At 64.1% G+C, this 12832-nt stretch carries 13 protein-coding genes; 11 read left to right on the top strand and 2 right to left on the bottom strand.

Going from position 1 to position 12832, the window contains the following annotated elements:
* The 6 genes from PXK01_RS11060 (at window position 1) to PXK01_RS11035 (ending at window position 6345) form a co-directional block, all read left to right on the top strand.
* Complete coding sequence (locus tag PXK01_RS11060) at window positions 1-1176, top strand: acetyl-CoA C-acyltransferase (protein ID WP_274847384.1); 1176 nt, start codon at window positions 1-3, stop codon at window positions 1174-1176.
* A gap of 122 nt (window positions 1177-1298) precedes the next feature.
* Window positions 1299-2498 (top strand): acyl-CoA dehydrogenase family protein, encoded by a 1200-nt coding sequence (locus PXK01_RS11055; RefSeq protein WP_274847385.1) that lies wholly within the window; start codon window positions 1299-1301, stop codon window positions 2496-2498.
* Window positions 2495-3628: an acyl-CoA dehydrogenase family protein gene (locus PXK01_RS11050; protein ID WP_274847386.1), complete on the top strand. Its 1134-nt coding sequence runs from the start codon at window positions 2495-2497 to the stop codon at window positions 3626-3628. The genes PXK01_RS11055 and PXK01_RS11050 overlap by 4 nt, the downstream gene beginning before the upstream one ends.
* Window positions 3609-4031: a PaaI family thioesterase gene (locus PXK01_RS11045; RefSeq protein ID WP_446728355.1), complete on the top strand. Its 423-nt coding sequence runs from the start codon at window positions 3609-3611 to the stop codon at window positions 4029-4031. The genes PXK01_RS11050 and PXK01_RS11045 overlap by 20 nt, the downstream gene beginning before the upstream one ends.
* Window positions 4028-4807 carry an oxepin-CoA hydrolase, alternative type gene (locus tag PXK01_RS11040; protein ID WP_274860050.1) on the top strand — a complete coding sequence of 260 codons (780 nt, stop codon included), beginning with the start codon at window positions 4028-4030 and terminating at the stop codon, window positions 4805-4807. The genes PXK01_RS11045 and PXK01_RS11040 overlap by 4 nt, the downstream gene beginning before the upstream one ends.
* Window positions 4808-4851: 44 nt before the next feature.
* Window positions 4852-6345 (top strand): class I adenylate-forming enzyme family protein, encoded by a 1494-nt coding sequence (locus PXK01_RS11035; RefSeq protein ID WP_274860049.1) that lies wholly within the window; start codon window positions 4852-4854, stop codon window positions 6343-6345.
* 260 nt (window positions 6346-6605) lie between these two features.
* Here the strand turns inward: PXK01_RS11035 and rpe are convergent, their stop codons facing one another.
* Window positions 6606-7295, bottom strand: coding sequence for a ribulose-phosphate 3-epimerase (rpe, locus tag PXK01_RS11030; RefSeq protein WP_274847389.1), 690 nt, complete (start codon window positions 7293-7295; stop codon window positions 6606-6608).
* A gap of 276 nt (window positions 7296-7571) precedes the next feature.
* Between rpe and phnC the strand changes: the two genes are divergently transcribed.
* From phnC to PXK01_RS11005, 5 genes are all read left to right on the top strand, one after another.
* Window positions 7572-8396, top strand: a complete 825-nt coding sequence (gene phnC, locus PXK01_RS11025; RefSeq protein WP_274860048.1) for a phosphonate ABC transporter ATP-binding protein — start codon at window positions 7572-7574, stop codon at window positions 8394-8396.
* Window positions 8397-8461: 65 nt separating this feature from the next.
* Window positions 8462-9364: a phosphonate ABC transporter substrate-binding protein gene (gene phnD / locus PXK01_RS11020; RefSeq protein WP_274847391.1), complete on the top strand. Its 903-nt coding sequence runs from the start codon at window positions 8462-8464 to the stop codon at window positions 9362-9364.
* Between the two features lie 121 nt (window positions 9365-9485).
* Window positions 9486-10367: a phosphonate ABC transporter, permease protein PhnE gene (gene phnE / locus PXK01_RS11015; protein ID WP_274860047.1), complete on the top strand. Its 882-nt coding sequence runs from the start codon at window positions 9486-9488 to the stop codon at window positions 10365-10367.
* Window positions 10364-11761: a phosphonate ABC transporter, permease protein PhnE gene (gene phnE / locus PXK01_RS11010; RefSeq protein ID WP_274860046.1), complete on the top strand. Its 1398-nt coding sequence runs from the start codon at window positions 10364-10366 to the stop codon at window positions 11759-11761. Before phnE (PXK01_RS11015) ends, phnE (PXK01_RS11010) begins: the two co-directional genes overlap by 4 nt.
* 22 nt (window positions 11762-11783) lie before the next feature.
* Entirely contained in the window at window positions 11784-12398 is a 615-nt protein-coding gene (locus tag PXK01_RS11005) for a chloramphenicol acetyltransferase (RefSeq protein ID WP_274847394.1), read from the top strand.
* 204 nt (window positions 12399-12602) lie between these two features.
* Here PXK01_RS11005 and PXK01_RS11000 read toward each other — a convergent pair.
* On the bottom strand, window positions 12603-12832 hold a 230-nt coding region (locus PXK01_RS11000), incomplete at its 5' end, for a hypothetical protein (protein WP_274860044.1).

Below are 12832 nucleotides of genomic sequence, written 5' to 3'. Positions count from 1 at the left end.
ATGAAAGAAGTCGTTATCGTCTCCGCCGCCCGTACCGGGCTGGCCAAGTCCTTCCGGGGATCCTTCAACATGACCCATGGTGCCACCATGGGCGGCGCGGCCGTCGAGGCGGCCGTGGCCCGCGCCGGTATCGAGGGTGCGGAAATCGAAGACTGCATCATGGGCTGTGGCGCTCCCGAAGGGGAAACCGGCGCCAATATCGCGCGCCAGATCGCCCTGCGTGGCGGCCTGCCGATCACCGCATCGGGCATGACCGTGAACCGGTTCTGCTCGTCCGGTCTGCAGACCATCGCCCTGGCCGCGCAGCAGATCATCTGCGAAGGCGCCGGTCCCATGGTTGCGGGTGGCGTCGAAAGCATCTCGATGGTGCAGCCGAAACTGCGTCCCGCACATGAGGCCTGGCTCATGGAGCACAAGCCTGCCGTCTATATGACCATGATCGAAACCGCGGATATCGTGGCCCAGCGTTATGGCATCAGCCGCGAAGACCAGGACGCCTATGGTCTGCGCAGCCAGCAGCGTATCGCTGCCGCGCAGGAGGCGGGTCTGTTCGCCGATGAGATCATCCCCGTCACCACCACCATGGCGGTGAAGGACAAGGAGAGTGGCGAGATCTCGATGAAAGAGGTCGTGGTGGACCGCGACGAATGCAACCGCCCCTCCACCACCCTGGACGGTCTGGCCAGCCTTGAGCCGGTGCGTGGCGCAGGCAACTTCATCACCGCGGGCAACGCCAGCCAGCTGTCCGATGGCGCCGCTGCTGTGGTGTTGATGGACTCCAAGGAGGCCGAGAAACGCGGTCTTGAGGCCATGGGCGCCTTCAAGGGCTTCTGCGTTGCAGGCTGCGAGCCCGACGAGATGGGCATCGGCCCGGTCTTTGCGGTGCCGCGTCTTCTGGAGCGTCACGGGCTGACCGTCGATGACATCGATCTTTGGGAGCTGAACGAAGCCTTCGCCAGCCAGGCGCTCTACTGCCGGGACCGGCTGGGTATCGATGACGAGAAATGCAACGTCAACGGCGGCTCCATCGCCATCGGCCACCCCTTCGGCATGACCGGTGGGCGGATGGTCGGCCACATCCTTCGTGAAGGCAAGCGTCGTGGTGCCAAGCTGGGTGTCGTCACCATGTGTGTCGGCGGCGGCATGGGCGCGGCGGGTCTGTTCGAAATCTACTGAAGCGCAACATGAAAACAGGCGGCGCCCGGCGAACCCATCGAGGGTCCACCGGGCGCTACCCGGCCCCTTGAAAGGGGCCGTGCATTGGCCCGTCCACAGGGATCGGCCAGGAGGAGAAAGAAATGGATCTGAGCTATACCGCAGAAGAGCAGGCCTTTCGCCAGGAGGTGCGCAGCTTCCTGGAGGAAAAACTGCCCAAGGAGATGTCGGACGCCGTGCGCGAGGGACGCGGCCTGGGCAAGGAAGGCCACGACCGCTGGCACGCCATCCTGAACGAGCAGGGCTGGCTGGCGCCGAACTGGCCGCAGGACTTCGGCGGCTGCGCCTGGAACGCGGTGCAGCGCCATATCTTCGAGGAAGAATGCTGCCGCGCCCATGCGCCGCGCATCGTGCCCTTTGGCCTGACCATGCTGGCGCCGGTGCTGCAGAAATTCGGCTCCAAGGAGCAGCAGGACTATTACCTCCCGAAGATCCTGAGCGGCGAGCACTGGTGGTGCCAGGGCTATTCGGAACCCGGCGCGGGCTCGGACCTTGCCAGCCTCAAGACCAAGGCCGTGCGCGAGGGGGACCACTATATCGTCAACGGCCAGAAGACCTGGACCACCCTTGGCCAATACGCCAACTGGATCTTCTGCCTGGTGCGCACCGATCCGGACGCCAAGCAGCAGGAGGGGATCTCCTTCCTTCTGATCGACATGGACACGCCCGGCATCGAAGTGCGCCCGATCATCCTTCTGGATGGCACCCATGAGGTGAACGAGGTCTGGTTCACCGATGTGAAGGTGCCGGTCGAGAACCTGGTGGGCGAGGAAAACAAGGGCTGGACCTACGCCAAGTACCTGCTCACCCATGAACGCACGAATATTGCCGGTGTCGGCTTCAGCCAGGCGGGGCTTGATGCGGTCAAGCGCCTGGCGCGCAGCCAGATGCACAAGGGCCGCCCGCTGATCGAGAACCCCTATTTCGCCGCCCGTGTGGCGCAGGCGGAGATCGATCTGATGGCCATGGCCACCACCAACCTGCGCATCATCTCTGCCGCCGCCTCGGGGCAGGCGCCGGGCGTCGAAAGCTCGATGCTGAAGGTGAAAGGCACCGAGATCCGCCAGGAGATCAACGACATGGCGCGCCGCGCCGCGGGCGTTTACGCGATGCCCTTCGCCTCGGAAGCGGTGGAAGGGGGCAACGAGCCGCCCATCGGCCCCGAAGGCACCGCAGCCGTGGCCGCGCAGTATTTCAACAACCGCAAACTGTCGATCTTTGGTGGCTCCAACGAGATCCAGAAGAACATCATCGCAAAAGTGAAAATGGGAGGCCGGGCATGAATTTCGACCTGACCGAAGAGCGGCAGATGCTGCAGGACAGCCTGCGCCGTTTCCTGTCCGACCGCTACACCACCTCGGTGCGCAACGAGATCCTCGAAAGCGAGGCAGGTTACTCTGCCGATATCTGGGGGCAACTGGCCGAACTGGGCGTCATCGGCGCGCTGTTCAGCGAAGAGGACGGCGGCTTTGGCGGAGCGGGCTTTGACATCTCCACCGTATTCGAGGAGCTGGGCCGCGCGGGCGTGGTCGAACCCTTGCTGGATACGGCGCTTCTGGGCGGCGGGCTGATCGCGGCCCTTGGCAATGATGACCAGAAGGCGCTGGTGGAAGAGGTGATCGGCGGCGCTGTGCAGCTGGCCTTTGCCCATGGAGAACCGACCAGCCGCTATGAACTGACGCGGGTGGAAACCACCGCAACGGTCGAGGGCGACGAGATCATCCTCACCGGCAAGAAGGCGGTTGTCGTCAATGCCGAAGCGGCCGACCACCTGATCGTATCGGCCCGCGAAAGCGGCGATGTGGATGCGACGGACGGGATTTCGCTGTTCCTGGTGCCGCGCGATACGGCGGGTCTGTCGCTGCGGGGCTATGCGCTCTTGGCCGGTGGACGCGCTGCCGAAGTTGATCTGGACGCGGTGCGCCTGCCTGTCAGCGCGCGTCTAGGTGCCGCCGGAGGTGCTTGGGAGGCGATCGCCGGTGTCATCGCCCGGGCCGAGGTGGCCCTGGCCGCCGAAACCCTGGGCGCGATGGAGACCGCGACCGAGCTCACCCGCCAGTACCTGCTGACTCGCAGCCAGTTTGGCCGCCCCATCGGCACCTTCCAGGCGCTGCAACACCGGGTTGCCGAACTGCTGATCGAGATTGAGCAGGCGCGCTCGGGGGTGATCAACGCCGCCGGTCACCTGGAGGGCGACACCCGCATGCGCGATCTCAATATCGCTGCGGCGCGCAACCTGATCGGGCGTGCAGGTCGTCTGGTGGCCGAGGATTCGATCCAGCTACATGGTGGCATCGCCATGACGCAGGAGTATGAGCTGGCCCATATCGCCAAGCGCATCGTCATGGCCGAGCACCGCTTTGGTGATGCGGACACGCAGTTGGAGCGTTTCCTTGACCTCAGCGCCGCGTGAGAGGGGCGAGATCCGCCTGATCGAGGACCCCGGTTGCCAGCAGATGGTTGGCTACCGGACCGAGATCGACCGGACAGATGGCTCCTGCACGGTGACGCTGGAGCTGGAACCCAGGCACCTCAACCGCCATGGCATCCTGCATGGCGGTATGGTGGCGACGGTTCTGGATGTGGTCTGTGGCAACACCGCCTCGCAGTATTTCGATCCCGAAAACCACGCGGATCTGGTCACGGTATCTCTGAACCTGTCCTATGTGGCCGCGGCGCGACAGGGGGTGATCACGGCCCGGGCGCGGCCCACCGGAGGCGGCAAGAGCATCGCCTATATCTTTGGTGAACTGTTTGATGATGAAGGGCGCCTGCTGGCCACGGCCAACGGGATTTTCAAGAGGATACGCAAATGAGCCAACTTGCACGGATGGACGATTTGGGCGACCGCGCGGTGGTCGTGAACATGAATCCTGCGCGCCGGGGTGCCCTGTCGCAGGACCTTTATGATGCGATCGAAGCAGCCCTGAAGCTGGCGCAGGAGCCGCGCATCCGCGCTGTTCTTCTGACCTCGGAAGGCGGGTTCTTCTGTGCCGGCGGCGATCTCAACGTGTTGATCGACCGGCGCGGCCTCAGCGAGGACGAGCGCCGCGCCAAGGTCAACAACCTGCATGATCTGATCCGTGGCATCCGCGACTGTCCGGTGCCGGTGATCGCCGCCGTCGAAGGCGGTGCTGCGGGTGCGGGCGTGTCGCTGGCGATGGCGGCGGATCTGATCGTGGCCTCTTACGGGGCAAAGTTCACGGCCGCCTATGTGAAGGCCGGGCTGGTGCCCGATGGCGGGTTGACCGCCTCGCTTGCCCGGATGCTGCCGCGCCCCTTAGCGATGGAGATGTGCCTGTTGGGCCGTCCGGTGACGGCGGGCCGTCTGGCCGCCCTCGGCGCGGTCAATCAGGTGGTGGCGCCGCAGCGGGTGCTCAGCACCGCCCATGCCCTGGCCGATACGCTGGCACAGGGGCCTCGGGAGGCCCAGGGCACCATCCGGCAGCTGGTCTCGCATGCCTATGAGGCAAGCGAGGCGGCGCAGCTGGATCACGAATGCAGTGCCATGGCGCGGGCTGCAGGAGGCTCGGAAGCCGGCGAGGGGATCGCCGCCTTTCTGGAAAAACGCGCCCCCCAATTCGGCGGTTAGCCTCCGGGGAAGAAGAATTACGCCTGACGTGAGAGGAGACGGCGATGGAGTTTTGGCACGATCTATTGGCGGCGCAGGTGAAACTGCGCCCCGAGGCTCCGGCCTTTTCCGACAGTGGCGGTGCGCAGTGGTCCTTTGCCGACCTGTCTGCCGCGGTGGAGCAGCTGGCGGCAGATCTGCGCAGCGCGGGCGTTGAGCCGCGCGACCGGGTGATGGTGGTTTCGGAAAACTGCTGTTCCGCCGTGGCGGCGATGCTGGCAGCCTCGACGCTTGGCGCCATTGCGGTGCCGGTCAATGCCCGTATGAGCGCGGGCGAGGTGGACCGCATCCTGTCCCATGCGCGCCCGGCGGCGGTCTTGTTCACCTCCGAGATTTCGGTCGAGGCCAAAGCCCATGCCGAGCGCATGCAGGCCTCCGAGATCACAGGCGCCTTTGGCCGCCTGCATCTGACCAGCCCGTTTCCGTCCGATGGCGATGCACCCGACGGCGTGGCGGTGCTTCTGTACACCACGGGGACAACGGGCGATCCCAAGGGGGTGATGCTGACCCATGCAAATGTGCGTTTTGGGGGCAAGTCCTCGGCAGAGCTGCGCGATATGGCGCCGGGGGACGTGATCTATGGTGTGCTGCCGCTCACCCATGTCTTTGGCCTCGCCTCGGTGATGACGGCGGCGATCCATGCCGGTGCCGAGGTGCGGCTGGAGGCGCGGTTTTCGGCAGCCAAGCTGTATCAGGCGCTGCGCGATGGCGTGACGCGCCTGTCGGCGGTGCCGCAGATGCACGCGCTGGTGATGCAATATGCCAAGGAGCAGGGGTTGGTGCGCCTGGGCAGCGACGTGTTGCAATATGTCTCGTCCGGGGCTGCACCGCTTGATCCGGAATGGAAGCGCAAGGCGGAAGAGTTCTACGGTGTCGCCTTGCAGAACGGCTACGGCATGACCGAAACCACTGCCGGGATCTGCGCCACCAAGAACAGCCAATTGGGGGATCCTGATATCTCGACCGGACCGGCGCTGCCGGAGGTGGAGGTACGGATCGATGAAACCGTACCGGGCGGTGGTGACGGTGTGGGTGAGGTGCTGGCGCGCGGGCCGAACATCATGCTGGGCTATTACCGTAACCCCGAGGAGACAGCCAAGGTGCTGGACGCCGAGGGCTGGCTGCGCACCGGCGACATGGGGCGGCTGGACGAGCGCGGTTTCCTGCATATCGAGGGCCGGTCGAAGGAGCTGATCATTCACGGCGGGTTCAACGTCTTCCCCCCCGAGGTGGAAGCCGCGCTCAACGCCCATCCGCAGGTGGTGCAGTCGGCGGTGGTGGGGCGCCGGGCCAAGGGCGACGAACAGGTTCTGGCCTTTGTCCAGGTGGCACCGGGCGATGCGCCCGATCCGGCCGAGCTGACCAATTTCGTGCGTCAGCAGCTGGCGGGGTACAAATGCCCCGCCCAGATCATCGCGGTGGAGGCGCTGCCCGCCGCGCCGACGGGCAAGATCCTCAAGCACAAACTGCTGGATACCTTTGCCGAGCAGCTTGCTTGAGGTGAGGCGGCGGCCTCCCGCCCCCTGACCGGCGGTCTGCGCTGCAGACCTTGTTCGGGGTTGGGCGTGGCGCCGCTGGCGCGGCGCAAAAGGGTCCTGCCGAGAAGCGTTTCAGGGGCAGGTCTGCCCCTGAAAGCGCGTTGTCCAGTATTGGAAAGGGAAGAGTCGCCTCAAGGGTGAACCGCGCCAGGGCGCGGCCGCGTTGCGGCCCTTGACCCGAATCTCCCCCAAAGGCCATGTGGCGGGCGGGGGTGTCTGCCTCAGGCCCAGGTGCCTTCGGCGGCCTCGCGGATGGCGCGGATGTTGGTGCCATAGACCGACCGATTGTCGACTGAGCCGCCCTTGAAAACCGCCGAGCCCGCCACCAGCACATCGGCGCCCGCCGCGCGCACCTTGGGCGCGGTTGTGGGATCGACGCCGCCGTCGATCTCGATATGCACGGGGCGGTCGCCGATCATCTGGCGCAGGGTGGCGATCTTGCCGGTCATGTCGATGAACTTCTGCCCGCCGAAGCCGGGGTTCACCGTCATCACGCAGATGAGATCGGTGAGGTCTAGAAGATGCGCCACCGCCTCGGCCGGGGTGCCGGGATTGAGCGCCACACCCGCCTTCATGCCCGCGCCGCGAATGGCCTGCAGGGTGCGGTGGATATGCGGGCCAGCCTCGATATGGGCGGTCAGCACATCGGCGCCCGCATCGGCATAGGCCTCGATGTAGGGATCGACCGGCGCGATCATCAGGTGCACGTCCATCACGGTTTTTACATGCGGGCGGAAGGCTTTCACCGCCATCGGCCCGAAGGTGAGGTTGGGGACGAAGTGACCGTCCATCACGTCCACATGCACCCAGTCGGCGCCTTCGGCCTCGATGGCCTGGATCTCCTGGCCGAAGTTGGCGAAATCGGCAGAGAGGATAGAGGGCGCGATCTTCACGCTGCGGTCAAAGGACATCGGGGAGGCTTCCTTCAGGCTTGGGGCAAGGTTGGGGTCTGAGGGCCATATAGACCGGCTGGCGCCTCCTGCACAGGGGCAGATTGTCTCTTGCCGGTGTCACACAGGCCAGATGGGGGCGAGCCAGATGGAGGCGAGTTCGGACTGCATGCGTATGACCGGATTGTGACAGGCGTGAGGGACTGGCCCGCGTCGCGTTACAAATAATTCACGACTCTTACACAAATGGTTTGAGCAGCCCCTTTAGGCAGTCCCGGAAACGAACGGGGGCCGATTGTGCTGCGCATAGACAAACTCACCAAACGCTTTGGCGACAAGACCGCGGTGGATGCCGCCACGCTCGATATCGACAAGCCCTGCATGATCGGCATCATCGGTCGCTCCGGTGCGGGCAAATCCACGCTGCTGCGCATGATCAATCGCCTGGGCGATGCCACCGAAGGCAAGATCCTGTTCGAGGGCCGCGATGTCACCACGCTGAAGGGCCGCGAGAAGCGCGCCTGGCAGTCCGACTGCGCGATGATCTTCCAGCAGTTCAATCTGGTGCCGCGCATGGACGTGGTGTCGAACGTGCTGCATGGCACGCTCAACCGCCGCTCGGCACTGGCGACCATGTTCAACCTATACCCGATGGAGGACATCCACCGGGCCATCGACATCCTGGATCGTCTCGGCATTGCCGAACATGCGGCCAAGCGGGCCGAGGCCCTGTCGGGCGGGCAGCAGCAGCGCGTCGCCATCGCCCGCGCCCTGATGCAGGATCCCAAGATCATCCTGGCGGATGAGCCCATTGCCTCGCTTGACCCGATGAACGCGCAAACCGTGATGGAGGCGCTGCGCCGCATCCACGAGGAAGACGGGCGCACGGTGATCGCCAACCTCCATACGCTGGATACCGCGCGCCGCTATTGCGACCGGGTGGTGGGCATGCGCGACGGGCGCATCGTCTTTGACGGGCTGCCCGAACAGCTGACCACCGGCGTTGCCCGCGAGATCTACGGCGCAGGCGCCGATTTCTCCGAAGCCGCCACATCGACCGAGATCGAGACGCTGGAGCGTGCCGACACCCCCATCCGCGAGGCCGAAGCCGCCGCGCTGTGAATTCCACCCTTTTCATCCCCCCAAAGCACGACGCTTTGGGCCAACCAAACCGGAGTGACCTAGAGATGAAAAAACTGATTGCTGCCGCCCTGATGACCACCGCACTGACCACCCCGGTCATGGCCGAGGACATTCAGGAATTCCGTATCGGCATCCTTGGCGGTGAAAACGCCCAGGACCGTCTGAACAACAACGAGTGCCTGCGCGCCAAGACCGAAGAGCTGCTGGGTGTCGAAACCAAGCTGTTCGCCCCCGCCGACTACAACGGCGTGATCCAGGGTCTGCTGGGCGGCACCATCGATATGGCCTGGCTGGGCGCCTCCGGCTATGCCAAGACCTTCCTGTCCAACCCCGACGCGGTTGAGCCGATCCTGGTCAAGGTGAACACCGATGGCGGCTACGGCTACTACTCGGTCGGTTTTGCCCGCAAGGACAGCGGTATCACCTCGCTGGAAGACATGAAGGGAAAGGTCTTCGGCTTTGGTGACCCGAACTCCACCTCCGGCTACCTGATCCCCTCGATCGAGATCCCGCAGGCCACCGGCTCCACCATGGAATCCGGCGCCTACTTCGGTGAGGTCAAATTCTCCGGCGGTCACGAGCAGACCATCGTTGGCGTCAACAACGGCGACTTCGACGGCGGCGTGACCTGGGCCGACGGTCTGGGCAACTGGGAAGACGGCTACAACTCCGGCGCCCTGCGCAAGGCGGTCGATGCCGGTCTGATCGACATGAACGATCTGGTCAAAATCTGGCAGTCCAAGCCGATCCCGGAAGGCCCCGTTGTTCTGCGCAAGGATCTGCCCGAAAGCGTCAAGGTCAAGATGACCGGCCTGATGGCAAGCCTGAAGTCGATGGATGCCGATTGCTTCTACGGTGTGGCTGCAGGCGAAGCCAAAGGCTTCATGCCGATCACCCACGACGCCTACGAAGTGATCATCGAAGCACGCAAATTGAAGTCCAATTAATTTCCCAGAACCAAAACGGCGGGGTCCGGTCTTTGTGCCGGGCCCCGTATTCCTCTGAGGGAGGCTGGCCTTGTGCCATTGCCTGACCGTTAGAGCCTCATTCGAATACCAGGACATCCTCATGGCAGATCTGACAGCGGCCCCGCCCTCCGGCGCCTCCACGACAGAGGCGATCCGCGCCCAATATGTGGACCTCACGCGGCGCAAGCGCCTTTACGGGTCGATCCTTCTGATCGTCTTCATCGCCATGATGGTGGCGGGCTTCCGCACCGCCGATGACCGCAACGCCGGATCTTTTGCCGTCGGGTTCACGCGCATATTCGACTACCCGGCCGAGGTGCTGAGCGAAGCCACGGAAAAGGCCGTTCAGCTGCCCGGCCATGTGATGCATTTCTTCCCGGCGCTGGTGGAGACGCTGAATATCGCGGCGGCCTCGACCCTGATCGGGGCGATCTTCGGCACGCTGTTTTCGCTCCTGGCGACGCGGGGCATGGCGCTTTGGCCCTCACTGATCCCGCTGTTTCGCCGGGTCATGGATATCTGCCGGGCAATCCCGGAAATCGTCATTGCCCTGGTGCTGATCTTCCTCTTGGGCGGTGGCCCGGTGCCCGCCATGATCGCCATCGCGATCCACACGGCCGGTGCCCTGGGCAAGCTGTTTTCCGAGGTGAACGAGAACGCCTCGCTGAAGCCGATCGAGGGGCTTTCGTCGGTGGGCGCCACCTGGGCGCAGCGCATGTGGCTGGGGGTGATCCCGCAAGTGGGGCCGAACTACGTCAGCTACGCGCTCTTGCGGTTTGAAATCAACATTCGCGCCTCGGCGATCCTCGGCTTTGTCGGCGCGGGCGGCATCGGCTACGAGCTGAAGAACGCCATGTCCTGGGGCAAGGGCCGCTATGACGAGGCCGCCGCCATCTTCATCCTGCTTTTTGTCACCATCGTCGTGGTCGACCAGATCTCTGGCAAGCTGCGTGACCGGCTGATCAACGGAGCCAATCAATGACCACCCTTGATGTGAACCCGGGCGCGACCCTGCCCCGTGACGCCGCCGCGCTGAAACAGGATATGGCACGGCTGTTCCGCGCCAAAAAGCTGATGGCCTTCGCGCTGCCGCTGATCGTGCTGGCCTATATGACCTATGTCTTCTTCGCCTTCGAGGTGCCGGGCCTGTGGGAGCGCGCCAGCCTGGACAATGCCCGCACCCTGGTCAGCGACAGCTACAGCTACAAGACCCATGTGACCCGCGACAACCGCGATGCCTCCGTCTCGGTCGCCATCGAAGGGGAGCGCAAGGGTAGCTACCCCGAAGGTGAGGCCCCCGAATGGGTCACCTTGGGAGAAACCACGGTCATCGATCTGGAGAACGGTCACATCGTGCGCTTTGGCCCCGAGACGGTGGAATATGACATTCCCGGTTACGGCACCGTGCGTGCCACCCCGTCGCGCAGTGCAGGCGTGCAGGCGGAACTGCCTGCGGGCGATGTGCCGGACTGGATCAGCGTCTCCAAGAACCGCCTGGCGATCAAGACCGAGGCGGGCCGCCTGACCGTGACCCGCAACCGTTCGGAAGTGTTCCGCTATTTCATGGGCTGGGAGCTGTTCTTCTTCACCCTCGACAGCCCCTATCATGGCCTTGGCCCGGTTGCGCTCTTGGAAAAAGCCTTCCGTGGTGAAGCCGGTGCGATCCTCAATGATTTCTGGACCAACAAGATGTGGCGGCACCAGGATGTAGCCTGGGCCATCGGTGAGACGCTGCTGATGGCCTTCCTCGGCACCATCGGCGCAGGCATCGTGGCGCTGCCGCTGGCCTTCCTGGCCACCCGCAACTTCATGCCGATCCGCACGCTGAGGTTCGCCACCCGCCGCCTGTTCGACTTCGTGCGCGGCGTGGACAGCCTGATCTGGACGGTTGTGCTGGCGCGCGCCTTCGGCCCCGGCCCGCTGACCGGTGCGCTGGCGATCCTGGTGACGGACACCGGCACCTTCGGCAAGATCTTCTCCGAGGCACTGGAAAACGTCGACGAAAAGCAGATCGAGGGCGTCGCCTCCACCGGCGCCAAACCGATCCAGCGCTACCGTTTCGGGGTGATCCCGCAGGTGACGCCGGTTCTGTTGTCGCAGCTTCTCTACTTCCTTGAATCCAACACCCGCAGCGCCACCATCATCGGCGCCATCACCGGCGGCGGTATCGGCTTGTTGCTGACCCAGGCCATCATCACCCAGAAGGACTGGGAAGAGGTGGCCTATTACATCGTGCTGGTGATCCTGATGGTGATGGTCATGGACTGGTTCTCAGGGATATTGCGTCGCCGCCTGATCCAGGGCGACAGCGGCAAGCCGCGCCGCAAGACCACCAAGAAGCCGCCGCTGCGCAACATGCCCTTCGTGCTGCCCTGACCCTCAAAAGAAAGACCCGAGTATGGCCCGCCTCCAGGCAGATCAGCCCTTCATCCACCCCGATTGCCAGATCACCGGAAGCCACTTCGGCGCCTATGTTGAGATCGGTGCGGGCAGCCGCATCGCCAACAGCCGCTTTGGCGACTACAGCTACTGCGACCGCACCTGCGACATCGCCAATGTTCAGGTGGGAAAGTTTGCCAATATCGCCAGCTTCACCCGCATCGGGGCGACCGATCACCCGATGGAGAAGGCCTCCCTGCACCATTTCCTCTATCGCTCAGCCGACTACTGGGACGATGCCGAAGCGGACGCCGACTGGTTCGCCCACCGAGCCAGCCGTACAGCCTATATCGGCCATGACACCTGGATCGGCCACGGCGCGATGATCAAGCCCGAGGTCACCATCGGCCACGGCGCGGTTGTGGCGTCTGGCAGCGTCGTGACCAAGGATGTCGCCCCCTATACCATCGTCGGCGGCAACACCGCGCATTTGATCCGCCGCCGTTACCCCGAGGCGGTGGGTGAGGCGATGATGGATCTCGCCTGGTGGGACTGGGACAACGCGACCTTACGCGCTGCCCTGCCGGATTTCCGTGCGCTGAAGGCGGAAGAGTTCCTCGAGAAATACGCCTGAGTGCGGAAGGGCAGGGCGCTCCCGCCCGTGTCTGGCCCTTCTATGAAGATGGGCCGCCCCGGTTGGGCCCGGCGCCGCTGGCGCGGCGCGGGGGGCGCACTTCCGAGGGGGAGGTTCGCAAAGTGTTTTGGGGTACTTTCAGTCCGAAGCGGACTATAGCACCAATAACGACTGAACCTGTCTCGTTCGAGCTAAAGATGGTACTTATGTCCAGCCATCGACCCATACGTGCTGAGGTGGAATGGTTGCATTAGCGATCATGTCGGGTAGGATAATCACTTGGCCGTCACATGTCATGACAGCAGGACCCACGCAGCGATGCTGAAAACGCGGAGCGATTTCATCCCCCAAAGACATTAGGCTCAGGACCCATTGATTTCCGGTTGGCGGCATGATCCACGGCTCGAAAAACGAGCGGTAAACATGTCTGATCT

This window comes from Phaeobacter sp. PT47_59 (assembly GCF_028890025.1).
Taxonomy (GTDB): domain Bacteria; phylum Pseudomonadota; class Alphaproteobacteria; order Rhodobacterales; family Rhodobacteraceae; genus Phycobacter.
The sequence above is the reverse complement of the archived record's forward strand: the minus strand, read 5'-3'. Positions and strand labels throughout refer to the sequence as shown.